Raw genomic sequence first — 23301 nt, 5'->3', positions numbered from 1 at the left:
CTTCAGCTCCTGCCGGTCGCTATTGAGCCAGGGCGACCCGGACCTTCTGGCCCTGGTCGACATAGGATTGGCCCACCGTGATCAGCCGGACCTGACCGCGCAGGCCCCGCACCCAGAGGCCCTCGGGCCCTTCGGACATGACCTGGACCGGGGTGAAGGCCACCACGTCCCCCTGGACCACATGGCGGACGCCCTGCCGCCCTTCGGAGTCCAGAACCAGGGCCGAGGGGGGCACCAGATGGGCGGGACCCGAGGCGGTGGAGACGCGAACATCGGCCGACAGGCCCGACCGCACGGCGAGCCGCGGATTGCGGGCCGTCACTTCGAGCCGATAGGTGCGCGTGTCGGCGTCGGCGTCGCGGGCCACGTAGCGCACCGTCCCGCTCAGGGTCTCGCCGGAGACCAGGGTCGCCGTCGCCGTCTCGCCGATCCGGATTCTTCCGGCCTCGGTTTCCGGCACGTTGCCGACGATCAGCAGCGGGTCCAGCTCGATCAGCGAGCCGCAGGGCTGACCCGGGGACAGATAGGTCCCGACCTCGGCGTCGCGGCTGTCGAAGACGCCTCTGAAGGGGGCGCGGATATTGACCTGGTCGAGGGCGATTTCGGCCTGACGCACCGCCGCCGCGGCGGCGTCCAGTTCGGCCTGATCCTGCAGCACCTGGGTCTCGGAGCGGTAGCCCTGCTCGGCCAGGGTGGCGGAGGCCCGACGGCGCAGCTCGCGCGAGCGCAGGGCCGCGCGGGCCTGATCCAGGGTGGCCTGCCGGGCGTCCACCGCAAGGCGGCAGAGGATGGCTCCGCGGGCCACCACGGCGCCTTCGGGGGTGGGCGTAGCGGCGACGACGCCGGCCGTTTCGGCCCGGACCACGACGGCGCGGGCCGCTGCGGTGCGGCCCCGCAGGCGCACGACGTAGGGTTGGATGCTCTCCTCGACCATCGCCACCTGAACCTGGGGCGGCGGCGCCTCAGCCGGAGGGGCGGCCTCGACCTTGGGGCCGGCGACGGCGCCCATCACGCTGCGGATCACGAAATACAGGATGAGCAGGCCCAGCCCGCCCAGAATGAACAGATGAGACGCCTTCAGACGCATGCCTCGAACTTTCCCCCCGCCGTCGAGCTGACACTCGGCCGGCCACATTCCCACGTTCCATGAGATGACGCCCTGGTTGTGCGCGGGGCGACATGGCCACGCAAATGAAATTGCGGACACGTTCGATTTCCGGGGCATGTGCGACCTTATGGCCGCGCCAGCGCGAAGCGGGTTTGCCGCCGGCTCGGGTTTGAGTCTCTATGGCGCTCCAGCTGCCAGGAGGCTTCCATGCGCTATCTGCACACCATGGTCCGGGTCCGCGACCTTGAGGCGTCGCTCGACTTCTATTGCGCCAAGCTTGGCCTGTCCGAGGTTTCCCGGGTCGAGAACCAAGGCGGCCGATTCACCCTGGTCTTCCTCTGCGCGCCGGGGGACGAGGCCGCCGCCCGGGCCCGCAAGGCCCCCATGGTGGAGCTGACCTACAACTGGGATCCGGAGGACTATCAGGGCGGCCGTAACTTCGGCCACCTGGCCTATGAGGTGGACGACATCTATGCCGCCTGTCAGCGGCTGATGGACGGCGGCGTGCTGATCAACCGCCCGCCGCGGGATGGCCGTATGGCCTTTGTCCGCTCTCCCGACGGGATCTCGGTGGAATTGCTGCAATCGGGCGACGCCCTGCCGTCGGCTGAGCCCTGGGCCTCCATGCCCAACACCGGAACCTGGTGAGTCCAGGGCCCGCGCCTGAGGCTGTGTGATCAGGATATGATCGGAGGCGAGACGACGCGGTCGTCGTCAAGGCGGTGGCTCCCCGAGCAGGACTCGAACCTGCGACAAGTCGGTTAACAGCCGACTGCTCTACCAACTGAGCTATCGGGGATCAGCACCGTAGGGCGCGGCGTATACGCCGGGGCGGAGCAGGGTGCAACCCTCCGGTGACGCACTTTCTCCGACTTTCCACAGGCCTCTGCCCGCTTGGGCGCGACAGGGATCGTCCTTTGCGGCAAAAAAAGAGCCCGGCCGAGGCCGGGCTTGAGAAGGTCGGTGATGGTGGGGTGTCTTCAAGGAAGACCAGGGGAGGTTCGGCGCTTATGGTTAAGCGGGCGTTAACGTCGCGGCGGGCCGGAGCCCGGCTGGGCGGGGGCAATGTCGCGCGACCGCCAGGACTGTCGGGACCCGGATAGACAAGCTTCTCAACCCCCAATAGAGATTCGGCTGGTTCGGTGGTTCCCGTCGGGTGACGGCGGATAAACGGGGGCGGAAGCGAAGGCGGCCGCGACGAGACGGGCGTCATGAAGACGATCAGGGAACGTCCGGTTCTGGGCTATGGCCTCGCCGTGGGCAGCGCCGCCTTGGCCTTCTATGTCCGTCTTGTGCTTCAGCCCGTTCTGCCGCCGGGCTTTCCCTACCTGACCTTTTTTCCGGCGGTGATTTTGACCGCCTTCGTGGCGGGTCTGTGGCCGGGGATTCTCTGTGCGGTCCTGTCGGGCTTTGCGGCCTGGTGGTTCTTCATCCCGCCGGTGGGTCTGGCGATCAATCCCCCCACCGCCCTGGCGCTGGTCTTCTACGTCTTCATCGTCGGCGTCGATATCACCATCATTGAGATGATGCGCCGGGCCATGGCCCGCCTCAGCGCCGAGCAGGGCCTCACCGCGCAGCTCTATGAGCGCCAGCGTGTCATGTTCCAGGAGTTGCAGCATCGGGTGGCCAACAACATGGCCTTCGTCGCCGCCCTGCTGCAGCTGAAGAAGCGCGCCATCGCCCATCCCGAGGCGCATCAGGCCCTGGACGAAGCGCGTGAGCGACTGGCCAACATGGCCCAGATCCACCGCCGGCTCTATGATCCCGCGGCCCTCGACCAGGGCCTTGAGGCCAGTCTCCAGGCGCTGTGTGACGAGATGGTGGCCGCCGCTGGCGCGCCTCAGGTGCGTTGCGTCGTGGCGGCCGAGGATATCGGTCTTGAGACGCCCCAGGTGGTGACGCTGTCCCTGCTGATCGCCGAGGCTGTCACCAACGCCATAAAGCACGCCTTCGCCGATCGCCCGGACGGCGAAATCTGCGTTTCCCTTCGCCGGTCCGGCGCGATGGGCGCCGAACTTGTCATCGCCGATGACGGCCCGGGCTTCCCCGTGGCTGGCGGGGCCGCAGGCTCCCGCAGCCTGGGCTTCAGCATCATGCACAGCCTGGCCGGCCAGCTGGGCGGCAGCCTCGACTTTCCGCCGGGCGCAGGAGCCACCATCCGGCTGTCCTTCCCCGCCGGCGCGCCCAGCTCGCAGCCCTGAAGTCTGACCGGACAAGTCGCCGGTCCATACGCCTCGCCCCTCAGCGTCTGTCACCGCGGTTTCACGTGCGGGTGCGAAACCCGTCGCCGTTCCGGGGTCTCCCGGGGGCAGATGACGATCGGGTACTCGCATGCGCCTTGGAGCCGGGGTGATCCTGGCGGCGGCGGCCTTGAGCCTCGCCGCCTGCGGCGAACGCGGCCAGTCCGCCGACGGGGACTGGCGCGCACAGATGGGCCAGGTCCGCATGGCGGTGCGCGGGTCGGAGGATGATCCCATGATCACCCGCCGGCTGACGGCCTATCGGACCTACATTTCCCAGGCCCTGGGCCTGCCGGTGAAGCTGTTTGAGTCCTCGGACTACAACGGGACCATCCAGGCGCTGTCCAGCGGTCAGGTGGATCTGGCGACCCTGGCGGGCGGCAGTTACGCCAATGTGGATGCCCAGGTGGGCGAACGGGCCGCGCCGATTCTCACCATCCGCCAGGCGGAGGGCGACACAGGATACTACTCGGCGTTGCTGGTGAAGGCCGACAGCCCCTATCGCCGCCTCGCTGATCTGCGCGGCAAGACCCTGGGCTACACCGACTTCAACTCCACCTCGGGCTATCTCTTTCCCCGTTCGGTGATGCGCGACCAGGGGGTCGACCCCGACACCTTCTTCGGCAAGTCGAGCTTCGCCGGGGGCCATACTCAGGCGGTGATGGCCCTGGAGAACGGCCAGTTCGACGCCACCATCATCCAGGCCGGAGGCGGCGATCCGCAGCATGGCTTCACCACCGGCGCCCATTACACCATGGCGAGGCGGGGCCTGGTGGACCTGGAAGACTTCCGGGTGATCTGGACGGCGGGCCCCATCCCCAACAGCGCCATCGTGGTGCGAACCGACCGGCCCCAGGCCTTCGTCGACGCGGTGCGCGGGGCCATGGCCGCCTTGCCCTATGACGATCCCGAGACCTTCTCCGATCTGGGCCAGCCCGAAGGCTCCGCCTTCACCGCCATCAGCCGCGAGCATTACGCCAAGATCATCCAGCTGCGGGCCGAGGACATCGCCCGTCGCCGCCGGGGAGACGCCTCGTGAAACGGCTGGTTCTCGCCCTGGCCGCGCTTCTGGCCACCGCCGCAGAGGCCCAGACCCCGGGCGCGCCCTTCAGGATCGCCCGGGTGGCGGAAACCGCCGGACCATGCGGCCCCCTGCCGGCGGAGGCGCCGAAGGGTGAGCGGGCCTATTATGACCTGCTCGCAGAGCGCCTGGACCAGGTGGTGGAAGCCTGTCCCGTCACCGGTCTTTCCGCGGCGGCGGCGGCCCTGGCCGAAGGGGAGGTCGATCTGGCCCCCCTGGACGGCGAGTCCTACGCCCCCGTGGCGGGGCAGGTGAGGGCGATCCTCAGCCTGCTCTCCGAAAGCGGCCTCAACCGCACGGCGGTGCGGGTGGCGGTGCGCGCAGACAGCTCCTATCGCAGCCTGGCCGACCTGGCGGGGCGGTCTGTGGTGTTCGGCGGCCGACTGCGCGCCCACTATGACGCCCCCAAGGCGGCGCTGGCCGATTATGGGGCCGGCGAGGGCTTCTTTGGGCCGGAGACGGTCGCCGTCGACCATGAAGACGCCGCCGCCCGCCTGCGCTCAGGCTCGGCCGAAGCCCTGGTGCTGCATGTGGGGGCCTGGCAGAGGCTCTGCCGCGGCGACGCCCCAGGCGTCGACCTCTGCGCCGACCTGCGCCCGGTCTGGACCCAGAGGCCCCGGGCCACCCGCGCCCTGGCCGTGCGCAAGGATATGGAGCAGACCCTGCGCCACCGTCTGGTGGGGATCCATGTGGCCATGCACTTGGAGGCGCCCGAGGCCTTCGCCGGCGCGATCTGGCGCGCGGGGGCTGCTGAATTCGAGCCTGCTGAGGCCGAGGCCCTGGTCCTGCGCGAACGGCCCGTCGCATGAGCGCGCTGCAGACGTCTCCCGCCGTGGCGGCCTTCGAGGCCGAGCGGCGCCGGCTGCTGTTGCGCCAACGCGGGGAGGCCGTGATCGGGCTGCTGATCTTCTCGGTCCTGCTGGTGGTCTCCTTCCATCGCAGCCAGTTCTTCGGCTCGGACATCGGCGGCGATCCCCTGGGGCGTATGGCCGACTTCCTCACGCGGATGACCCCGGACCTGAAAGCCGAGGCCCTGCTGGCCGATCGCCGCACGGAGGGATCGCTGCACAGCTGGTTCTATGACCTGCCGCTCTGGCTGCGGTCGGCCTGGCAGACCGTGGAGATGGCCATTCTGGCCACGGCCCTGGGCGCGGTGCTGGCCCTGGGCGCCTCGTTCCTTTGCGCCCAGAACCTCATGCCCTTCGCGCCGGTGCGCTTCGTGGTGCGCCGGACCCTGGAGGCCATCCGCACGCTGCCCGACCTGATCATGGCCCTGATCCTGGTGGCCGCGTTTGGCGTCGGCCCCCTGGCGGGCGTGCTCACCCTGACCATCTCCACCCTGGGCAGTCTGGGAAAGCTGTTCGCCGAGATCAACGAAGAGATCGATCCCCGCCAACTGGAGGCCTTGCAGGCCAGCGGGGCGGGGCCGCTCAAGAAGATCCGCTACGGGGTGCTGCCGCAGGTCCTGCCCAACTACGCCTCCTACGCCCTCATCCGGCTGGAGGGGAATCTCGCCGGCGCGGCGGCGCTTGGCATCGTAGGGGCCGGGGGCATCGGCCTCGAACTGCAGCGGGCCATCACCTACACCGAATTCGACACCTATCTGGCCATCCTGTTGATCATCATCGGAATGATCACCCTGATTGACCTGGCTTCTGAAGCCATCCGCCATCGGCTGATCGGCCTGGAGTCCGCGTGATGAGCGAGCTTCAGAAACAGGCCCTGGCCATCGCGCCCACCGCCTTTCGTCCCGCCTGGCCCAAGCGGCTGCGGGGGCTTACGGCGACCCTTGTGGGTCTGGCGGTGCTGACCGCCATGGCCATCGATTTGCAACTGGCGCCGGGCGCCCTGGCCAAAGGGTTCGACAAGCTCGGCCTGTTCCTCGGCCAGATGGTTCCGCCCAGTTCCGGCGGGCAGACGGTTCGCATCCTCAAGGCCCTGGCCGAGACCTTCGCCATGGCTTTCGCCGGCACGGTGATCGCCGCTCTCGTGGCCCTGCCGCTGGGGATCATCGGCGCCAAGACCGTGGTGCGCAACGGGGTGATCCACTTCGTCTTCCGCCGGTTCCTGGACATCTTCCGCGGCGTGCCCGCCCTGGTGTGGGCTCTGATCCTGGTGTCGGCGTTCGGCCTTGGCCCGTTCGCCGGGGTGATCGCGCTCGCCTTGGCTGACATTCCCAACCTTTCCAAGTTGTTCTCGGAATCTCTGGAGAATGCAGATCAGCGTCCGATCGAGGGCGTCCGCTCGGCCGGCGCGCCGCCCTCGGCGGTTATGCGCTTCGGTCTGGCCCCGCAGTTCGCGCCCGTGGCCACCAGCCAGACCCTGTTCTTCCTGGAAGGCAATTTCCGCAACGCCGGGGTTCTGGGCATTGTCGGCGCCGGCGGGGTGGGGTTCGAGCTGGAGGAGCGGATCCGCATCTTCGCCTTCGACCAGGCGGCGTTCATCATCCTGCTCTACATGATCGCCGTGGCCGCCCTGGACAGCCTCTCGCGCTGGCTGCGGATGCGGCTGGCCTGAGCCTCTGCTTTACGCCCCCTAGCGATAGGGGGCGAAGCTGTCCGGCCCGGCGTCCAGCGGCGCGGACGCCTCCATCGCCACCGCCGCCGCCCCCCAGGCGCAGGCATGGGCCAGGGCCCGGTCCATCGGCGCGCCGGCGGCGAGCGCCTCCAGAAGGCCCGCGGCGAAGATGTCGCCCGCGCCCGTGGCGTCGGCCACCTTGGCCGGCGGGGCGGGGCAGGAGACCCGACCTTCCGCTCCCACCGCCTGGGCGCCGTCCGCCCCGCGGGTCAGGACGATCCAGCGCACCTGGTCGCCGTGGCGCCCCCGGGCGGCCCCCAGGGGATCGGCCAGCACCTCGGGCGGCAAGTCGTCCACCGAAGCGACAACCACATCCACCGGTCCGTCATAGGCCGCCGTCGGCCAGTGCAGCAGGGTGATCCCGCCCCGCCGCGCCCAGTTCGCCGCGCCCGGATAGGCCGCACGGATAAAGACCGCCTCGAAGGCCGGCCCACCCCGCGGCGGCGGCGGCGGCAAGGACGGGAGGACGATGTCCCGATCGCGGTCGAGGCCCATGACCAGCCGTTCGCCGTCCGGCTCGATGAGAATGAGGGTGGTGGCGCTGCGCCCGGCGCGGCGCACGCAGAGGCTGATATCGAGACCCGCAGCGGCGGCCCGGGCCAGGGCCTCGGCGCCCTCGCTGTCCTGGGCCAGAATGCTGGCGGCGTTCACCTGATGGCCGGCCTTCATCAGAGCCACGCCCGCATTGGCCGCACCGCCGCCCAGGCGGCCGGCCAGCCGCCCCTCCAGGCTCGCCCCGCCGACCCGGCCGCCGACGCGCAACGACGCCTCCAACCGGATGGGACGGTCCAGCGCCAGCGCGCCGATGATCAGGAAACGGGCCATGGCTCTCCCTTTTGGCCCCGCATAGCCGGCGGTGGTGACGGGGGCGAGACAGGGCCGGACGAGGGCGCCGACAAATGCGGTCTTGGTGCGTCGCACCCCCGGCGGGGCCGTCACGGCGGGGTCACCGCCGCGCGATAAGATCAGACCATCGATCGGCCCGCCGAAATCCCAGGAGGCAGGATGCTGGAGCTGCGCAACGTGACCAAGCGGTTTGGCGAGGTCAACGCCGTGGACGGGGTCTCGCTGACCTGCGACCGCGGCGAATTCATCGGGGTCATCGGCCGCTCCGGCGCCGGCAAGTCCACCCTGTTGCGCATGATCAATCGCCTGGCCGACCCGTCCTCCGGCCAGATCCTGTGGGACGGCGAAGACGTGGGCCGGCTGAAGGGCAAGCCCCTGCGCCGCTGGCGGCGCCGCTGCGCCATGATCTTCCAGCAGTTCAATCTCTGCCCCCGCCTGGACGTGATCACCAATGTGCTGGTGGGCGTCCTGGCCGAGCGGCCGGCCGTGTCGTCCCTGCTCAAGGTGTTCCCAGCCGAGGATCGCGCCCGGGCGATCATCGAGCTGGACCGTCTGGACATGGCCCAGGCGGCGCTCCAGCGCGCCGCCACCCTGTCGGGCGGCCAGCAGCAGCGGGTGGCCATCGCCCGGGCCATGCTGCAGGAGCCCGACATCCTGCTGGCCGACGAGCCGGTGGCCTCCCTCGATCCCATCAACGCCGAGGTGGTGATGGAGGCGCTGCAGGATGTCTGCCACGAGCGCCGCATCCCGGTGATCGTCAATCTGCACAGTCTCGACATCGCCCGGCGCTACTGCACCCGGGTGATCGGCATGGCCAAGGGCAGGATCATCTATGACGGTCCGCCGTCGGGGCTGACCCCCGAGGTGGTGGACAAGATCTACGGAACCCGCGCGCCCCGTCGCGGCTTCGAAGCCGCCGTCGTGGCCGCCGCCTGATGGTGGGGAAGCTGGCGAACCGCCCCCTGGAGCCGGGCTACATCTATATCGACCGTTTCGTGGCCGAGCCCGCCGAGGGTCCGAAGGCCAAGGGGCCTGCGCCGGTGATCAACCGGGAGGCTTCGGTGCATGACTCCATCCTCGGTCCCTGGTGCCGGGTGGGCGCGCGCACCAGCCTGTCGGAGACGGCCATGGGCGCCTACAGCTACATCGTCAACGATTCCAGCTCGGCCTATGCCGAGATCGGCAAGTTCTGCTCGATCGCCCGGGACGTGCGCGTCAATCCGGGCAACCACCCCACCTGGAAGGCCGCCCAGCATCACTTCAGTTATCGGGCGATCTCCTATGACATGGGCGAGGCCGATGATGACGACTTCTTCGAGTGGCGTCGCTCTCACCGGGTGGTGCTGGGCCACGATGTCTGGCTGGGCCACGGGGTGACGGTCCTGCCGGGGGTCACCATCGGCACGGGCGCGGTGGTCGGCGCCGGCGCGGTGGTCTCCAAGGATGTGGCGCCCTTCACCATTGTGGGCGGGGTGCCGTCAAAGCCGATCCGCGAGCGCTTCCCCAAGGCCGTCCAGGACGGCATTCTCTCCATCGCCTGGTGGGACTGGGAACATGAACGGCTCGCCGACGCCCTTGAAGACTTCCGCGCCCTCGACGCTGACGCCTTCGTCGAAAAATACGCCTGAGGCCGGGGTGCTCATTCTGGTGGTCGGCCCCTCCGGGGTCGGCAAGGACACCCTGATCGACGGGGCCCGTGCGGCCCTGACCGACAATCCCGCCGTGGTCTTCGTGCAGCGCGACATCACCCGCCCCGCCGAGGCCGGGGGCGAAGACCATCGGCCGGTGAGCGAGGCCGAGTTCCTGCGTCGAGAGGCGGCCGGCGACTATCTCCTGTCCTGGCGCGCGCACGGGCTTTGCTACGGCGTGCCCGCCGAAATCCGGCGGGATCTGGCGGAGGGGCGCCAGGTGGTCGCCAATGTGTCCCGGGGCGTGATCGATGAGGCCCGGCGGCGGCTGGGCGCCCTGCGGGTCATCTCGGTGAGCGCTGATCCCCGTGAGCTTGCCCAACGCCTGCGCCGTCGGGGGCGGGAGTCCGAGACCGAGATCGCCCAGCGCATCGCCCGGGCCCAGGCCTACAACATTGAGGGCGAGGACGTGGTCGAGCTGCGCAACGACGGTTCACCAGAAGAAGGCGTCATGGCTATGATGAGGGCTATCGTCGGGGACGACTGAGGGTGGAGTCCGACGGCGGGCGCCCGTAAGAGGGCCGGCCTGTCCCGCCCGCCGTCGAGGAGCCGCGTATTGGACTCGTTGCAACTGGCCCTGACCAATCTGCTGACGCCGGCGATCCTGTTCTTCCTGCTGGGATTCGGCGCAGGTTGGTTCAAGTCGGATCTGGCGGTGCCGGAGGGCGCGGCCAAGACACTGGCCCTGGTCCTGATGCTGTCCATCGGCTTCAAGGGCGGGGTGGAGGCGGCCCGGGCAGGCCTCAGCCCGGACTTTCTGAAGGCCGCCGGCGTGGGGCTGGCCTTGAGTTTCGGCATTCCGGTCATCGCCTTCGGCATCCTTCGCCTGATCAGCCGCCTGGACCGCACCACGGCGGCGGCCACAGCCGCTCACTACGGCTCGGTCTCCATCGTCACCTTCGTGGCCGGCACGGAGTTCCTTCGGGTCAGCGGCGTGCCGTTCGGCGGCTACATGGTGGCGGTGGTGGCCCTGATGGAAACCCCGGCCATCCTGGCGGCCCTGATCCTGGCCGGCGGCGGGGCGGCGGGGCGCCAGGGCCTGAGGGGCGAGCTCTTCCGCGAAGTGGCCCTGAACGGCTCGGTGGTGCTGCTTATCGGCGCCTTCCTGGTGGGCCTGCTGACGGGCGATTCCGGCATGGCCAAGATGGAGGTTTTCGTCGGGCCGGTCTTCCAGGGGGTCTTGGTGCTCTTCCTGCTGGACATGGGGCTGGTGGCGGCGCGCAGGCTCAGCGCCGCCCGGTCCCTGACCCTGCCGCTGGTGGCCTTCGCCCTGGTCATGCCGCTCATCTCGTCAGCCCTGGCCCTGGCCTGCGCCTTGGCGGCGGGCCTTTCCCCCGGCAATGCCGCGGTCCTGTCCATCCTGGCGGCCAGCGCCTCCTATATCGCCGTGCCTGCGGCCATGCGGATCGCCCTGCCGGACGCCGATCCCGGCGTCTATCTGACCCTCTCGCTCGCCGTGACCTTCCCCTTCAACCTGGTCTTCGGCATCCCCCTCTATACCGCTGCGGCGGCCGCCATCATCGGGTGAGACCCTCATGCAGCTGACGGAACGCAAGAAGCTGGAGATCATCGTCGAGGCCCCCGTCCTGCGGCGGGTGGAGGGCTTCCTGGCCCAGGCCGGAGTGCGCGGCTGGACCGTGCTGCCCAGTCTCGCCGGGACGGGCGACAGCGGAGAGTGGCGCAGTGGCGACTTCACGCCGGGCCAGGAGAAGCGTCTGATCTACGCCCTGGTGACCGAAGAGGTGGCCGATAAGGTGCTGGCCCGCCTGGCGGACTTCTTCAGCGACTATCCCGGCGTGGTCGCCGTCTCCGACGTGCAGGTCATGCGCGGTGAGAAGTTCTGAAGGCGCCTAATCCACCCGCGCCGGCGCGGCGGCGCCTGCGAAGGCGAAGCGTTCGACGACCTCGAAAGGCGCATCCCGGTCGGCCTGGCGATAGATGGCCACCGCGTCGAACCTGTGGGGGCCGCTGACATAGGCGAACATCTGGCGCAGGGCGTCCAGCACGCGGGCGCGCAGCGCCTCGTCCTCGACGCCATTGGTCAGCGTCATGTGAAAGCGGAAGTCCTCGAAGATATAGGGATAGCCCCATTCCAGCATGCGGGCGTCCTGGGCCGGCGTGAGCCTGGCCTTTCGCCGGCGGGCGATGTCGAAGTCGCTGAGGGGCGCGCGGAAGGGATCGAACTCCCGGACGCAGGCCTCGGCCAACACGTTCATCTCAGGGCTGTCGGCGTCCAGCCGGAAGGCCAGAAAGCGGCCCAGGGCCTGGGGGGAGATGGCGGTGGTGAAGGCGCGGCGCCGCCCCGCGAACCCCTCGGCGAAGTCGAGCAGTTCGGCCTCGCGCCGGCCCTGCGCCAGCGCGAAGGGCGCCTTGAGGGTGGCGTGGAAGCCGTAGCCCCGGGGGCTGGAGGTCAGGGCGTCCAGGTCCAGATCCGCCAGGCCCGGCAGGGACGGACGCTGGCAGTCCTGCCTGCGGTGCGGGTCGCGGCCGAGCCAGGCGCAGGCCAGCTCCCAGAGCTGGCTGGCCGGGTCGGGCGCATAATAGACGGCATAGCGGGCGCTCATGCCACCCGCTGTCCCTGCCGCCAGACTTCCACCGGGATCGGCCAGCCGGCGGATCGGCGGGAGACCCGCACCAGATCGGCCCGTTGGCCGACGGCCAGTTCGCCCCGGTCGGAGAGGCCCACCGCCCGGGCGGGGCCGGAGGTCACCGTGGCGATGGCGGCCTGGGGCGACCAGCCGCTTTCATCGATCAGCATGAAGGCTGCGCGCAGCATGGAGAGGGGCACATAGTCCGAGGCCAGGATGTCGAGCACGCCGGCCTCGGCGCTCTCGCGGGCCGAGAGGTTACCCGAATGGGAGCCCCCGCGCACGAAGTTGGGTCCGCCCATGGCCACGGCCATGCCCAGTTCGCGGGCCCGCCGGGCCGCGGCCAGGGTGACGGGGAACTCCGCGATGGCGCAACCGTCGTCGTGGGCCTCTTCCACATGCTCGAGCGTCTCGTCGTCGTGGGCGGCCAAGGGCAGGCCGTATTCCCGGGCGAAGGCCACCACCTTGCGGCGGTTGTCATAGGCCACGCCGGGATCGCGGCCGGCATGGCGGCGGGCCAGAACCTCTTCGATCTCCTCGGCCGAGCGGCCCGAAGCGGCCATGCGTTCCTGGAGCCGCTCCACATTGGCGGTCTGTCTCTGCCCCGGCGTGTGATCCATCAGCGACAGGAGCTTGAGGCGCGGATTGTCGGCGTGCGGCTCCAGCAGGGTCAGAAGCTCGGGATTGGTCACCTCGCAGCGCAGATGCAGCAGGTGGTCGGCCCGCAGGGCGCCGTCCTTCTGCGCCCGGTCCATGGCCCCGATCATGGGACCCAGGGCGTCCTTGCGGTCCAGCCCGTCCTTGCGCCCGTGCAGGCTCAAGGAGTCGAAGACAGTGGTGATCCCCGCCGTCACGCACTGACCGTCATGGGCGAGCGCCGCGCCATAGGCGTCCCAGAGGGCGCCGGGTCGGGGCTGGTAGTGCTTTTCCAGATTGTCCGTATGGATATCCACCAGACCGGGAATGACCAGGTCGCCGCGCCAGTCCAGGGCCTGGGGCGAAGGGGCCTCGGCGGGGGCCAGCGCGGTGATGAGGCCGTCCGTCAGGACCAGTTCGGCGGCGATCTGGCCCGCGGGCGTCACCACCTGGTCGGAGAAGATGCGGGTCTCGGTCATGGTCACGCCGCCGCTTTGAACTGGGAGACCTCGAAGAGGCGGGTGGCCACGGCGTCGCGGACGTCGTGGTCGTGAAAGATGCCGATCATGGCCGCCCCTTCGGCCAGGGCCTCCTTGATCAGCCGCACGACGATGGCGCGGTTCTCGGCGTCCAGCGAGGCGGTGGGTTCGTCCAGCAGCAGCACGGGATATTTGCGGATGAAGCTGCGGGCGATGTTCACCCGTTGCTGCTCTCCCCCCGAGAAGGTGGCCGGCGGCAGCTCCCAGTGCGCCTCGGGCAGGCGCAGGGCCGAGAGGAGTTCGCAGGCGCGCGCGCGGGCCTCGTCCTCCGAAACCCCGTTCTCCAGCAGGGGCTCCATGACCAGCTGCAGGGTGGGGATCCGGGGGATCACCCGCAGGAACTGGCTGACATAGCCCAGGGTGCGGCGGCGCACGTCCAGCACCTGGTGCGGGCTGGCCTGGGTGATGTCCACATACTGGCCGTCATGCAGCACCCTGACCCCGCCCTGGGTGGGCAGGTAGTTGCCGTAGATGGAGCGCATCAGGGTCGATTTGCCGACCCCGGACTCTCCGGCCAGGACGACGCACTCGCCCGGCCCCACCTCCAGGCGCAGGCCCTGAAAGACAGGAATGATGGCGGATTCGGCGTTGTGGAGGACGAAGGTCTTGGCCAGGTCCTCGACGATGATCATCGGTTGGTCGGTCATGGCTCTAGATCTGCAGGACGGAGGAGACGAGAAGCTGGGTGTAGGGATGCTGGGGGTCATCCAGCACCTGATCGGTTAGGCCGGTCTCCACCACATGGCCGCCCTTCATGACCATCAGCCGGTCGGCCATCAGGCGGGCCACGGCCATGTCGTGGGTGACGATGATCACCGCCAGCCCCAGGTCGCGCACCAGTTCGCGCAGCAGGTCGAGCAGCCGCGCCTGGACTGAAACATCCAGCCCGCCGGTGGGCTCGTCCATGAACACCAGGCGCGGCCCGTGGATCAGGTTGCGGGCCACCTGGATGCGCTGCTGCATGCCGCCGGAGAAGTTGCGCGGCTTGTCGTCGATGCGGCGGGTGTCCAGCTCGACGCGGTCGAGCCAGTCGATGGTCGCCTGGCGCATCTTGCCATAGTGGCGCTGGCCCAGGTTCATCAGAGGCTCGGCCACATTCGCGCCGCCGGAGACGCGCATCCGCAGACCATCGCGCGGGTTCTGATGGACGAAGCCCCACTCCTCGCGCTGCATCCGCCGCCGGTCAGGCTCCGACAGGCCGTAGATGTCGGTCAGGCCGAAGCGGCGGGTGTCGAAACGGACTTCGCCCGAGGTGGGCGCCAGCTTGCCCGAGATGCAGTTGAGCAGGGTGGTCTTGCCCGAACCGCTTTCGCCCACCACGCCCAGGACTTCGCCCGGCCGCAGCTCGAAGGAGACGTCTTCACAGCCCAGGACGTGGCCGTACCATTTGGAGAGGCCTTCGACGCTGAGCAGCGGCGCGGCCTCGATCTTCGCGGAGATCGCGTTCATTCGGCGGGTTCCTTCACCTGCGGGTCCCGGGCCGGGGCGTCCTGGTCCAGGGCGTGGCCGGCCATGGGGCCGGCATGGCCGGCGGCGCGGCGCTCGGCGCAGTAGTGGCTGTCGGAGCAGACGTACATCTTGGCCCCGGCGTCATCGAGAATGACCTCGTCGAGGTAGGAGTCCTTGGCCCCGCAAAGCGCGCAGGTCTCCTCCCAGGTCTGGGTCTCGAAGGGATAGTCCTCGAAGTCCAGGCTGCGGACGCGGGTGAAGGGCGGCACCGCATAGATGCGCTTCTCGCGTCCGGCGCCGAACAGCATGATGGCTTCGTTCTGAGCCATCTTCGGGTTGTCGAACTTGGGGATGGGCGAGGGCGACATCAGGTAGCGCTCCTCAATCATCACCGGATAGCCCGCCGTGGCGGCGATGCGGCCATAGGCGGAGATGTTCTCGTAGAGCGAGACGTATTGCAGGCCGTATTCCTCATAGGCGTGCATGGCGCGGGTCTCGGTCTCGCGCGCCTCCAGGCCCCGCAGGGGCTCGGGCTGCGGCACCTGATAGACCAGCACCTGACCTTCCTTCAGCGGCTTTTCCGGGATCCGGTGCCGGGTCTGGATGATGGTGGCCTCGCCGGTGTCCTCGGTGGTGGCCACGTCGGCCACATTGGCGAAGAACCGGCGGATCGAGACGGCGTTGGTGGTGTCGTCGGCGCCCTGGTCGATGCACTTGTACACATCGTCGGGGCCGATGATCGCCGCGGTCAGCTGGATGCCGCCGGTGCCCCAGCCATAGGGCACGGGCATTTCGCGCGAGCCGAAGGGCACCTGATAGCCGGGAATGGCCAGGGCCTTCAGGATCGAGCGGCGGATCATCCGCTTGGTCTGCTCATCCAGATAGGCGTAGTTGTAGTAGCGCTCGGGCGCGTTGCCGGCGCCTTGGGTCTGGGCGGTCATTCGGCGGCTTCCTTCAGGGCGGCGCGGCGTTCGAAGTGTTCCTTGCGCAGCCGGCGGATCAGTTGCAGGTCGGCCTGGAAGTCCACGTAGTGGGGCAGCTTCAGGTGCTGCACGAAGCCCGAGGCCTCCACATTGTCGGAGTGGTAGAGGACGAACTCCTCGTCCTGCACCGGCGCATCGGCCTGCTCGCCCACCTCGCGGTGGCGCAGGGCGCGATCGACGATGGCCATGCTCATGGCCTTGCGCTCACAGTGACCGAAGGTCAGGCCATAGCCGCGGGTGTATTGCGGCGCCCGTTCGGCCGAGCCGGAGAAGCCCGACAGCATGGTGCATTCGGTCAGGGTCAGTTCGCCGATCTCGATGGCGAAGCCCAGCTCGTCCGGCACGAATTCCACGGCCACCTCGCCCATGCGGATCTCGCCGCAGAGGGGGTGGGTGGAACCCCAGCCCCGCTGGGAGGAATAGGCGAGGCTCAGCAGGAAGCCCTCGTCGCCCCGGGCCAGGGCCTGCAGGCGCTGGTCGCGATCGGCCGGGAAGGCCATGGGCTGGCGGGTCAGGTCGTAGGGCTCGCGGTCTTCGGCGACCCGCTCATCGTGCTCCAGCAGGTCCTCGTGCCGGAACACCGAGGCGATGTTGGGCATGGGGTAGGACTGGGGCTCCTCGGCCTGAGGGGCCGGGGCGGGCGGGGCCACACCGTCGGCCGCCAGCTGGAAGTCCAGCAGACGGTGGGTGTAGTCGAAGGTCGGGCCCAGCACCTGGCCGCCGGGAATGTCCTTGAAGGCCGCCGAGACGCGGCGGCGAACCGCCATCTGCTCGGTCTCCACCGGCAGGGAGGCGCCGAAGCGGGGCAGGGTCGTGCGATAGGCCCGCACCAGGAAGATGGCCTCGGGCAGGTCGCCGCGGGCCTGTTTGACCGCCAGCGCGGCCAGGTCACGGTCATAGCATGAGCCTTCGCTCATCACCCGGTCCACGGCCAGGGACAGCTGCTCGCGCACCTGGGCCACGTCCAGCTCGGCCACGTTCGGATCGCCGCGGCGGTCCTCGGCCAGCCATTGGTGAGCGTGGGTGATCGCCTTCTCGCCGCCTTTGACGGAAACATAGGCCATGGTCAGCCTCCCTTGATCTGGGCGTGGGTGGTGCGCGGCAGGGCGATCAGCTGGTCGTCGGCGACCAGAAGAACGTCCACGCCGAACTGGAACTGCGCGCCGTTGGTCTCGAACTGCGCCCAGAAGTCCCGCGGCAGACCGCGGGGGGCGATGTCGGTGGTGGTCTGGATGCCGGGGCCGCTGAGCGACACCACCGGGCCGCCCTCCAGGGCCTCCACCTGAAGGATCACGGTGGTGGAGCGGTCGGGATACTTGGCGTCCCCCTGGTGGAAGTCGGCCAGCGCCGGCGCCTGGGCCATGTCGGTGACAAGGGCGAAGGCCGCAGTCTGCGGCGTCTCGGCCAGCGGGCAGCCGCAGTGGAAGCGCAGCCAGTCGGCCGCTTCGCTTCCCGCCAGGGCCGGGTCCAGCCAGACCAGGGTCTCGAAGTCGAACAGGGTCAGGGCGACGGCGCCGGCCGCCCGGTTCAGGGGCGCGGGCGCGGCGGGGGCCTGGGCGAAGCGGGCCAGGCGGCCCGGCCGGGCGGTCGATTCCATCAGCTCGCGAAACACCGCCTGGCTCTCACGGACGGGATCGCCGAAGCCGGGCGCGATGCGGGCGAGGTCGAGGACGGCGCTCATTGGGGGCCTCGCGTGCGGACCATGGTGAAGAAGTCGACCTTGGTGGCCGCGGCCTTGCGGGCGTTGGTCTCGCGGCGTTCGGTCTGAGCCTGGGCGAGGCGGCCGATCACCGCGCCCTCCACCCGGGGGCGCAGGGCCGGCGCCTGCATCATGGCGTCCAGGGCGGCGGCCAGTTCGGCGTGGCGGCGGTCGCGGCCGGCGACATAGCCCACGCCCGTCTCGCCGCTTTCGAGCCGGACAGCGGCGCGGGTGACGGTCATCTCGCCCACATTGAACGCGTCGCCGCCGCCGCCCATGCGCCCGCGGACCAGAACAAGTCCGGTCTCCGGCGCCCTCAGAGCGCTGTAGGCGGGGGCGTCGGTCAGGTCGTCCCAGGCCTGGCTCACCTCCTGGGGTCTGGCCTTGGCCAGGATGGACATCCAGCGGCGACGTTCGGCCTCAGCCGCTCCGTGGACCGGTTCAACCGGCATATCTCACCTCGACAACTAATCATTATGTTGTAATCGACTGATGTATTTGATATGCGAAGACACAATTGGCGACAACAAGCCAAGTATGAAGGTTATTTTACAGTAGTAAAACTTGTCTAGGACATCCTGCGTAGACTGATCAGGAGGCGGTGAAATGGCTGGTGGAATGCCTCTATGGCGAGAGATCGCCCAATCGCTGGAGCAGCGGATCCGCAGCCGGGAGCTTCATCCCGGCGACAAGCTGCCCACGGAGTACGAGCTGTCGCGGCAGTTCATGGTCAATCGCCATACGGTGCGGCGGGCCCTGTCGGACCTCCAGGAAAAGGGGATCGTCGAGTCGACCCAGGGACGCGGCAGCTTCGTGCGCCGGCCCACCCGCCCGGCGCAGCTTCAGCGTCGCCCGCGCTTCACCGAGGCGGTGCTCAGCCGCGGGGCTGAGCCCACCACCAAGGTCCTCAAGCTCGAGGTGCGGCCCGCCGACAGTCGGGTGGCCGAGGCGCTGGAACTGAAGACCGGTGCGCCGGTGATCTTCATGGAGCGGGTCCGCTTCGTGGACGGCGAGCCCACGGGTCTTGGCCTGCACCACTTCAGCTTCGAGCGCTTCCCCACCTTCGTGGAGATGTACCGGACCCGGGGAACCATCACCCAGACCCTGCGCGACAGCGGCGTGCCTGACTACACCCGGCGGCGCACGGTGATATCGGCGCGCTTGCCCACGGCGCCGGAGGCGGACCTCCTGCATGTGCCCAGGCACGTCCCCCTGCTCATCCGCCGCTATGTGAATGTGGACGGCCTGGGGCGGCCCCTGGAGTTCGGCGAGTCCCGCACCAGCAATGAGATCGAGATCGTCTTTCCGGCCCCGGGCCGCGACTGACGGCTGAGGTCCGAACTTCCTTCAAGTCCGAGTTCAGCAGGAGAGCAGCGTGGAGCTGGCGTTTCGCAACGCCCGGGTGGCGACGCCCGAGGCGGATTTCATCGGGTCGGTCCTGGTTCGCGACGGGCTTATCGTCGCCATCGACGAGGGGGGCTGCGCCACGGGCGAGGATCTGGAGGGCGACGTTCTCATGCCCGGCGTGGTGGATCTGCACACCGACAGCCTGGAAAAGCACTACTTCCCGCGCCCCAACATCGGCTGGAACCCGGTCTCGGCGGCGGTGACCCATGACGGCTGCTGCCTGTCGGTGGGGGTGACGACCATTCTCAACTCCCTGACGCTTGGCTCGTTCAATCCGTCGGCGGCCCGCAGCACGGACAACCTCACGCGCCTGGTGGACGGTCTGGCTGAGGCGCAGGCCGGCGGATTGCTCAGGGCCGACCACCGCTTCCACTGGCGCTGCGAGACCACGGCCGACGATCTTCGCGACCGGCTGGAAGGCCTGGCCGATCACCGGCTGACCGCCATGTTCTCCCTGATGGACCACACCCCGGGCCAGCGGCAGTACAAGAACCTGGAGAAGCACCTGGCCGGCTGGCAGGCCGGGGGGATGACCGAGGCGGCCGCCCTGGAGCGGCTCGCCCAGGTGCGTGAGCGTCAGGCGCGCAACGCCGACGCCAACCGCCGGCATGTGGCCGCCCTGGCCACGGCGCGCGGCACGCCTCTGGCCAGCCATGACGACGAGACGGCCGCCCATATCGATGAGGCGGCCGACCTGGGCGCCCGCGTGGCGGAATTTCCCGTGACCGCCGAGGCGGCGCAGCAGGCCAGGGACAGGGGCATGGTCGTGGTGATGGGCGGCCCCAATCTGATCCGCGGCGGGTCTTATTCCGGCAATGTGCCGGCCGCAGACCTGGCCGAGGCCGGACTGCTGGACGCCTTCGCCTCCGACTATGTGCCGCGCAGCCTGGTGGAATGCGCGTTCGCCATGACCGAGGCGCCCTTTGGCTGGAGTCTGTCCCGGGCGGTGGCCCTGGTGACCTCCGCCCCGGCCCGGGCCGCGGAACTTCAGGATCGGGGAGAGATCGCCCCGGGGCAGCGGGCCGACCTGTTGCGCATCCGCCGCCAGGGCGGCCTGCCCCTGGTCCGCGGCGTCTGGACGGCGGGACGGCGCGCAGCCTGACCGCGCCATGCGCATCGTCTCCCTCAACACCTGGAAGAACGAAGGGCGCTATCGCCGCAGGCTCGACCTCATGGCCGAGGGCCTGGCGGCGCTCCGGGCGGATCTGGTCTGCCTGCAGGAGTGTTTCGTGGGCGGCGGCGCCGACACCGCCGCCCATCTCGCCGAGCGGCTGGGTCTGGATCTGACCTGGACGCCGGCGCGCCGCAAGCTCCGGCGGCAGGAGGACGGCTGGGTGGAGAGCGTGTCCGGCATGGCTATGCTCTCCCGGCAGGCGCTTCTCGCCGAGGGCCGGATCATCCTGCCGACGGATGAGCGGGATGGGGAGCGGATCGCCCAATGGGGGCAGGCGGCCCCTGACCTCGTGGTGGCGAACCTCCACCTGACCCACCTGCGCGGCCCTGACGCCGCCCGGCTGAGAGAGCTCCAGCTCAGAACCGTGCTGGAGCAGGCGCCACCCCTAGGCGCCTTGCTGATCCTGGGGGATTTCAACGCCGAGGCGGCGGCGCCCGAACTGGCCGCCATCGCAGAGGCGCTGGACCTCAATGCGCCGCCGACCCTGCAGGGTGAGCGGGCGGGGAGCCCGTCCGCCGCCGTACGAACCCTGGATCATGCCGGGCTGGTGCGGCCCGGCGGCTGGCGGATTTCGGCCCGCACGAGGGCTCTGGACGCCCCCTGTCCGGAAGGCTGGTTTCCCAGCGACCACGCCGCGGTCGTGGTGGATCTCGTTCGAGCCTGAGCCTGGGCCTGGGCCGCGACAGAGGATAAGGGCGGGCGACCGCTGGCCGCCCGCCCTCAAGGTTCAGAAGCTGACCCGCAGGCCCGCCAGATACTTGCGGCCGAAACCTTCGACCTCATAGGGACGATCTTCGCGGCCCTGATAGCGCACGCCCACCTCGTCTGTGAGGTTGTTGGCGTCCAGGAAGAGCGAGATCTGGTCGTTCACCTGGTAGCGAACCGACAGGTCCAGCCGCTGGGAGTCGCCCCAGTAGAGGTTGGAATTGGCCGTCGACCCCGAAGGGAAGACCTCGTCCAGCCAGTCGGTCCGGTGCTGGTAGCTCAGTCGCGCCGACAGCCCATAGTTCTCGTAAAACAGGGTCGCGCCGGTGATCCGGTCTGATGTGCCGGGGAACTCCACCGTCTGCCCGTCCGGGGTTTCGAACTCGCCGGTCGTGAAGGACAGGCTGCCCTGGAAGCCGAAGCCGGAGAGCCAGCCCGGCAGGAAGGTCCAGGGTTGGCTGTAGACGAACTCGATCCCGCTCAGATGACCGCTGCGGCCATTGAGCGTCGAGGTCAGGGTGTAGCGGCTCCGATCGACCCCGCCGAAGTTATAGCTGGCGTCGCCGATGATCTGCGAGGCGTCGAACAGAACGTCCTCTACCTGCCGATGATAGGCGCTGACCGCCAGGATGGCCGCCGGGGCGAAGTACCATTCGGCCGACAGATCGAGACCGACGGCCCGCTCCGGCTTCAGGAAGGGATTGCCGCCGGTCACCGTTTCGGAGGTGTCGTTGACGCTGACCGTGGCGCGCATGTCCTCCAGGCTGGGACGGGCCGCGCCGGTGATCAGGGCGGCGCGGAACTTCAGGGTGTCGGAATAGTCGAAGCCGTAGTGCAGGCTGGGGAAGACCAGGGTGTCTTCGCTGGAGAAGGTGAGGGGCACGAGCGCGCCACCCGCATTGGCCAGCCCCTGGGACTGGATCTCCGTGCGTTCGGCCCGGACGCCGGCGGTCAGGGTGTGGCGATCCCACTTCCAGCGGTTCATGGCGTAGGCCGCCGTGACCTTTTCATCCACCGTATTGGAGGCGCGCTGGTCGATGTCGTAGACGGCGAAGGCGCCCCCCGCGGCATTGGCCGAACGGGCCGCATCCATCAGGGCCAGCAGCTGGTCGCGCATGCGACGGGTGTCGATGTGCACGGCGGTGAAGCCCCGGTTCACATTCTGGTCCCAGACCGTGGAGCCGAAGAAGTCGGCCATGTTCCAGGTCATGCCCAGGCGCGCGGCGTTCACCTCCAGCGGGAAGGCGCTGCGGTTGTTGCTGAGCACCGTGCCATCAGGCCGGACCAGGGCGGTCAGGTCGTTCTCCTGGCTCCGGTCATCATACTGGAAGCCGGCGCTGAAGGTGGCCTGGGCGCCGAAGCTCTCCCAGTCGCGGCTGACGTCGAACTTGGCCGTGACGGCTTCGGTCTCCAGGCGCGAGGTGGATTCCGAGGCGAAGGATTCCGGCAGGGAATACTGGTTGATGGAGGTGCGCTGCTGGCCTCGCGTCGGCTGTCCGTTCACCAGCAGGGTGTCATAGAGGGTGTGCAGGGGCACGCCGCCGGCGCGCGCATTCACCTGCACCGTCATGGAGGGCAGGAAGGCCGCGTTGGCCGCTGTCGGTCGGGTGAAGGCCGTGGAGGTCTGCTGGGTCACCGAGGGGTAGAAGTTGTTGAACTCGGTGGCCGTGTGGGCGAGGTCCCAGTTCACGTTCCAGGCGCCCAGGCGGTGCTCGCCGTGCAGCACGTTGAAGGTGACGCCGTTGGAATAGATGCCATAGGCGAAGGACGCATCCATGGGCACGCCCACGGCGGTAACGGTGTCGAAGTTGCGGGTCACCGAAAAGGCGTTCGCATAGTTGAAGCGGTACCAGTTCCGCTCTTCGAAGTCGTTGAACTCGGTCTTCAGGTGGCTCAGCGAGATGTAGTGATCATCGCTCGGCGAATATTCGACCTTGGCTGAATAGGACTCGGTCTGGCGCTCGATGACGTATTTCGTGAATCGGATCGAAGCGAGGCCCGTGTCGTCGAAGCGCGGCTCGTCGTTGTCGGTGTGCTGCTCGAAGGAATAGTGCGAGCCGATCAGGCTGACGCCCCATGTCCCGTTGGACCAGGACAGACGGCCGGAATACTGCTTCACCGGCCCATCGCCCATATCGACGAAGCCGGCCCCCAGGTCGAAGGCGCCGTGGAAGCCGGGGTTATCCAGAGGGGAATAGGTGTCGATATTGACCCGGCCGGCCAGGGCTTCGGCCGGCATGCTGGGCAGCAGGGTCTTGTTCAGCACCACCTGGCTGATCTGTGCGGCCGGCACGGAGTCGAACCGGAAGATCCGGTCTTCGGCGCCCAGCACGTTGATCCCGTCCAGGGCCACGGTGGTCCAGCGGGTCGGCGCGCCGCGGATCTGGATGTAGCGTTCCTGGCCCTGATCACGCTGGACGCCCACCCCCGGCAGGCGCGCCAGGGCGCCGGCGGCTGTGGCGTCGGGGAACCGGCCGATGGTGTCTGAGGCGATGACGTTGACGATGTTGTCCGACGCCTTCTGGATCTCCAGCGACTTGACGATGGAATCCCGGATCGGCGTGGCGGTGACCACCAGTTC

The 23301-nt window shown here is 69.0% G+C and carries 24 protein-coding genes, 1 tRNA gene and 1 pseudogene; 14 read left to right on the top strand and 12 right to left on the bottom strand.

Annotated features, from left to right (window positions below; translation table 11 throughout):
- Nucleotides 1–19: 19 nt before the first annotated feature.
- Nucleotides 20–1087, bottom strand: a complete 1068-nt coding sequence (locus V7D28_RS03090; protein ID WP_333585892.1) for an efflux RND transporter periplasmic adaptor subunit — start codon at nucleotides 1085–1087, stop codon at nucleotides 20–22.
- Between the two features lie 228 nt (nucleotides 1088–1315).
- Between V7D28_RS03090 and V7D28_RS03085 the strand changes: the two genes are divergently transcribed.
- A complete protein-coding gene (locus V7D28_RS03085) occupies nucleotides 1316–1756 on the top strand; it encodes a VOC family protein (protein WP_333585891.1) in 441 nt (146 codons plus the stop codon).
- Nucleotides 1757–1831: 75 nt separating this feature from the next.
- Here the strand turns inward: V7D28_RS03085 and V7D28_RS03080 are convergent.
- Nucleotides 1832–1907 (bottom strand) — tRNA-Asn (locus tag V7D28_RS03080).
- A 412-nt stretch (nucleotides 1908–2319) separates the two neighbouring features.
- On the opposite strand from V7D28_RS03080, the gene V7D28_RS03075 reads away from it, so the two are divergent.
- The 5 genes from V7D28_RS03075 to phnE (V7D28_RS03055) all read left to right on the top strand — a co-directional run bounded on the left by V7D28_RS03075 (nucleotide 2320) and on the right by phnE (V7D28_RS03055) (nucleotide 6946).
- Entirely contained in the window at nucleotides 2320–3309 is a 990-nt protein-coding gene (locus V7D28_RS03075) for a sensor histidine kinase (protein WP_333585890.1), read from the top strand.
- 130 nt (nucleotides 3310–3439) lie between these two features.
- Nucleotides 3440–4387 carry a phosphate/phosphite/phosphonate ABC transporter substrate-binding protein gene (phnD, locus tag V7D28_RS03070; RefSeq protein WP_333585889.1) on the top strand — a complete coding sequence of 316 codons (948 nt, stop codon included), beginning with the start codon at nucleotides 3440–3442 and terminating at the stop codon, nucleotides 4385–4387.
- Nucleotides 4384–5238: a PhnD/SsuA/transferrin family substrate-binding protein gene (locus V7D28_RS03065; protein WP_333585888.1), complete on the top strand. Its 855-nt coding sequence runs from the start codon at nucleotides 4384–4386 to the stop codon at nucleotides 5236–5238. The genes phnD and V7D28_RS03065 overlap by 4 nt, the downstream gene beginning before the upstream one ends.
- The gene (phnE, locus tag V7D28_RS03060) at nucleotides 5235–6128 is read left to right on the top strand and encodes a phosphonate ABC transporter, permease protein PhnE (protein WP_333585887.1); all 894 of its coding nucleotides are present in this window, start codon (nucleotides 5235–5237) and stop codon (nucleotides 6126–6128) included. The genes V7D28_RS03065 and phnE (V7D28_RS03060) overlap by 4 nt, the downstream gene beginning before the upstream one ends.
- On the top strand, nucleotides 6128–6946 hold the full coding sequence (gene phnE / locus V7D28_RS03055) for a phosphonate ABC transporter, permease protein PhnE (protein WP_333585886.1): 819 nt from the start codon (nucleotides 6128–6130) through the stop codon (nucleotides 6944–6946). The genes phnE (V7D28_RS03060) and phnE (V7D28_RS03055) overlap by 1 nt, the downstream gene beginning before the upstream one ends.
- 18 nt (nucleotides 6947–6964) lie before the next feature.
- On the opposite strand, the gene V7D28_RS03050 is transcribed toward phnE (V7D28_RS03055), so the two are convergent.
- Nucleotides 6965–7831 (bottom strand): PfkB family carbohydrate kinase, encoded by an 867-nt coding sequence (locus tag V7D28_RS03050; protein ID WP_333585885.1) that lies wholly within the window; start codon nucleotides 7829–7831, stop codon nucleotides 6965–6967.
- A 180-nt stretch (nucleotides 7832–8011) separates the two neighbouring features.
- On the opposite strand from V7D28_RS03050, the gene phnC reads away from it, so the two are divergent.
- The 5 genes from phnC (at nucleotide 8012) to V7D28_RS03025 (ending at nucleotide 11384) form a co-directional block, all read left to right on the top strand.
- Nucleotides 8012–8788: a phosphonate ABC transporter ATP-binding protein gene (phnC, locus tag V7D28_RS03045; RefSeq protein WP_333585884.1), complete on the top strand. Its 777-nt coding sequence runs from the start codon at nucleotides 8012–8014 to the stop codon at nucleotides 8786–8788.
- Entirely contained in the window at nucleotides 8788–9480 is a 693-nt protein-coding gene (locus tag V7D28_RS03040; RefSeq protein ID WP_333585883.1) for a hypothetical protein, read from the top strand. The genes phnC and V7D28_RS03040 overlap by 1 nt, the downstream gene beginning before the upstream one ends.
- 7 nt (nucleotides 9481–9487) lie before the next feature.
- Nucleotides 9488–10027: a phosphonate metabolism protein/1,5-bisphosphokinase (PRPP-forming) PhnN gene (gene phnN, locus V7D28_RS03035; RefSeq protein WP_333585882.1), complete on the top strand. Its 540-nt coding sequence runs from the start codon at nucleotides 9488–9490 to the stop codon at nucleotides 10025–10027.
- Between the two features lie 69 nt (nucleotides 10028–10096).
- Nucleotides 10097–11068, top strand: coding sequence for a sodium-dependent bicarbonate transport family permease (locus V7D28_RS03030; protein WP_333585881.1), 972 nt, complete (start codon nucleotides 10097–10099; stop codon nucleotides 11066–11068).
- Nucleotides 11069–11075: 7 nt separating this feature from the next.
- Nucleotides 11076–11384 (top strand): P-II family nitrogen regulator, encoded by a 309-nt coding sequence (locus V7D28_RS03025; protein WP_333585880.1) that lies wholly within the window; start codon nucleotides 11076–11078, stop codon nucleotides 11382–11384.
- 6 nt (nucleotides 11385–11390) lie between these two features.
- Here the strand turns inward: V7D28_RS03025 and V7D28_RS03020 are convergent, their stop codons facing one another.
- From V7D28_RS03020 to phnG, 8 genes are read right to left on the bottom strand one after another with little or no spacing between them, the layout of a single operon-like run.
- Nucleotides 11391–12104 (bottom strand): DUF1045 domain-containing protein, encoded by a 714-nt coding sequence (locus tag V7D28_RS03020; RefSeq protein WP_333585879.1) that lies wholly within the window; start codon nucleotides 12102–12104, stop codon nucleotides 11391–11393.
- On the bottom strand, nucleotides 12101–13243 hold the full coding sequence (locus V7D28_RS03015) for an alpha-D-ribose 1-methylphosphonate 5-triphosphate diphosphatase (protein WP_333585878.1): 1143 nt from the start codon (nucleotides 13241–13243) through the stop codon (nucleotides 12101–12103). Before V7D28_RS03015 ends, V7D28_RS03020 begins: the two co-directional genes overlap by 4 nt.
- 2 nt (nucleotides 13244–13245) lie before the next feature.
- Entirely contained in the window at nucleotides 13246–13950 is a 705-nt protein-coding gene (phnL, locus tag V7D28_RS03010; protein ID WP_333585877.1) for a phosphonate C-P lyase system protein PhnL, read from the bottom strand.
- 4 nt (nucleotides 13951–13954) lie between these two features.
- Nucleotides 13955–14752, bottom strand: a complete 798-nt coding sequence (gene phnK, locus V7D28_RS03005) for a phosphonate C-P lyase system protein PhnK (RefSeq protein ID WP_333585876.1) — start codon at nucleotides 14750–14752, stop codon at nucleotides 13955–13957.
- Nucleotides 14749–15693, bottom strand: a complete 945-nt coding sequence (locus V7D28_RS03000; RefSeq protein ID WP_333585875.1) for an alpha-D-ribose 1-methylphosphonate 5-phosphate C-P-lyase PhnJ — start codon at nucleotides 15691–15693, stop codon at nucleotides 14749–14751. Before V7D28_RS03000 ends, phnK begins: the two co-directional genes overlap by 4 nt.
- Entirely contained in the window at nucleotides 15690–16799 is a 1110-nt protein-coding gene (locus tag V7D28_RS02995; RefSeq protein ID WP_333585874.1) for a carbon-phosphorus lyase complex subunit PhnI, read from the bottom strand. The genes V7D28_RS03000 and V7D28_RS02995 overlap by 4 nt, the downstream gene beginning before the upstream one ends.
- 2 nt (nucleotides 16800–16801) lie before the next feature.
- Complete coding sequence (gene phnH / locus V7D28_RS02990; protein ID WP_333585873.1) at nucleotides 16802–17416, bottom strand: phosphonate C-P lyase system protein PhnH; 615 nt, start codon at nucleotides 17414–17416, stop codon at nucleotides 16802–16804.
- Entirely contained in the window at nucleotides 17413–17886 is a 474-nt protein-coding gene (phnG, locus tag V7D28_RS02985) for a phosphonate C-P lyase system protein PhnG (RefSeq protein ID WP_333585872.1), read from the bottom strand. Before phnG ends, phnH begins: the two co-directional genes overlap by 4 nt.
- A 154-nt stretch (nucleotides 17887–18040) precedes the next feature.
- Between phnG and phnF the strand changes: the two genes are divergently transcribed.
- From phnF to V7D28_RS02970, 3 genes and pseudogenes are all read left to right on the top strand, one after another.
- Nucleotides 18041–18760 carry a phosphonate metabolism transcriptional regulator PhnF gene (phnF, locus tag V7D28_RS02980; protein WP_333585871.1) on the top strand — a complete coding sequence of 240 codons (720 nt, stop codon included), beginning with the start codon at nucleotides 18041–18043 and terminating at the stop codon, nucleotides 18758–18760.
- A gap of 40 nt (nucleotides 18761–18800) precedes the next feature.
- A pseudogene (locus V7D28_RS02975) lies at nucleotides 18801–19943 on the top strand (alpha-D-ribose 1-methylphosphonate 5-triphosphate diphosphatase); the annotation flags it as partial.
- 7 nt (nucleotides 19944–19950) lie between these two features.
- The gene (locus tag V7D28_RS02970; RefSeq protein WP_333585870.1) at nucleotides 19951–20679 is read left to right on the top strand and encodes an endonuclease/exonuclease/phosphatase family protein; all 729 of its coding nucleotides are present in this window, start codon (nucleotides 19951–19953) and stop codon (nucleotides 20677–20679) included.
- 63 nt (nucleotides 20680–20742) lie between these two features.
- Here the strand turns inward: V7D28_RS02970 and V7D28_RS02965 are convergent.
- On the bottom strand, nucleotides 20743–23301 hold a 2559-nt coding region (locus tag V7D28_RS02965; RefSeq protein WP_333585869.1), incomplete at its 5' end, for a TonB-dependent receptor.

Origin of the sequence: Phenylobacterium sp. (genome assembly GCF_036723115.1) — a bacterium.
Taxonomy (GTDB): Bacteria; Pseudomonadota; Alphaproteobacteria; order Caulobacterales; family Caulobacteraceae; genus Phenylobacterium.
The sequence above is the reverse complement of the archived record's forward strand: the minus strand, read 5'-3'. Positions and strand labels throughout refer to the sequence as shown.

Bases quoted from the DNA above. Each gene is read 5' to 3' on its own strand.
- V7D28_RS03000 (WP_333585875.1), bottom strand. From the start codon at position 15,693: ATGACCGCCCAGACCCAAGGCGCCGGCAACGCGCCCGAGCGCTACTAC.
- phnL (WP_333585877.1), bottom strand. From the start codon at position 13,950: ATGACCGACCAACCGATGATCATCGTCGAGGACCTGGCCAAGACCTTC.
- phnG (WP_333585872.1), bottom strand. From the start codon at position 17,886: ATGCCGGTTGAACCGGTCCACGGAGCGGCTGAGGCCGAACGTCGCCGC.
- phnD (WP_333585889.1), top strand. From the start codon at position 3,440: ATGCGCCTTGGAGCCGGGGTGATCCTGGCGGCGGCGGCCTTGAGCCTC.
- phnE (WP_333585886.1), top strand. From the start codon at position 6,128: ATGAGCGAGCTTCAGAAACAGGCCCTGGCCATCGCGCCCACCGCCTTT.
- V7D28_RS03075 (WP_333585890.1), top strand. From the start codon at position 2,320: ATGAAGACGATCAGGGAACGTCCGGTTCTGGGCTATGGCCTCGCCGTG.
- phnF (WP_333585871.1), top strand. From the start codon at position 18,041: ATGGCTGGTGGAATGCCTCTATGGCGAGAGATCGCCCAATCGCTGGAG.
- V7D28_RS03090 (WP_333585892.1), bottom strand. From the start codon at position 1,087: ATGCGTCTGAAGGCGTCTCATCTGTTCATTCTGGGCGGGCTGGGCCTG.
- V7D28_RS03085 (WP_333585891.1), top strand. From the start codon at position 1,316: ATGCGCTATCTGCACACCATGGTCCGGGTCCGCGACCTTGAGGCGTCG.
- phnK (WP_333585876.1), bottom strand. From the start codon at position 14,752: ATGAACGCGATCTCCGCGAAGATCGAGGCCGCGCCGCTGCTCAGCGTC.
- V7D28_RS03020 (WP_333585879.1), bottom strand. From the start codon at position 12,104: ATGAGCGCCCGCTATGCCGTCTATTATGCGCCCGACCCGGCCAGCCAG.
- V7D28_RS03025 (WP_333585880.1), top strand. From the start codon at position 11,076: ATGCAGCTGACGGAACGCAAGAAGCTGGAGATCATCGTCGAGGCCCCC.
- V7D28_RS03050 (WP_333585885.1), bottom strand. From the start codon at position 7,831: ATGGCCCGTTTCCTGATCATCGGCGCGCTGGCGCTGGACCGTCCCATC.
- V7D28_RS03015 (WP_333585878.1), bottom strand. From the start codon at position 13,243: ATGACCGAGACCCGCATCTTCTCCGACCAGGTGGTGACGCCCGCGGGC.
- phnH (WP_333585873.1), bottom strand. From the start codon at position 17,416: ATGAGCGCCGTCCTCGACCTCGCCCGCATCGCGCCCGGCTTCGGCGAT.
- V7D28_RS02970 (WP_333585870.1), top strand. From the start codon at position 19,951: ATGCGCATCGTCTCCCTCAACACCTGGAAGAACGAAGGGCGCTATCGC.
- V7D28_RS03040 (WP_333585883.1), top strand. From the start codon at position 8,788: ATGGTGGGGAAGCTGGCGAACCGCCCCCTGGAGCCGGGCTACATCTAT.
- phnE (WP_333585887.1), top strand. From the start codon at position 5,235: ATGAGCGCGCTGCAGACGTCTCCCGCCGTGGCGGCCTTCGAGGCCGAG.
- phnC (WP_333585884.1), top strand. From the start codon at position 8,012: ATGCTGGAGCTGCGCAACGTGACCAAGCGGTTTGGCGAGGTCAACGCC.
- V7D28_RS02995 (WP_333585874.1), bottom strand. From the start codon at position 16,799: ATGGCCTATGTTTCCGTCAAAGGCGGCGAGAAGGCGATCACCCACGCT.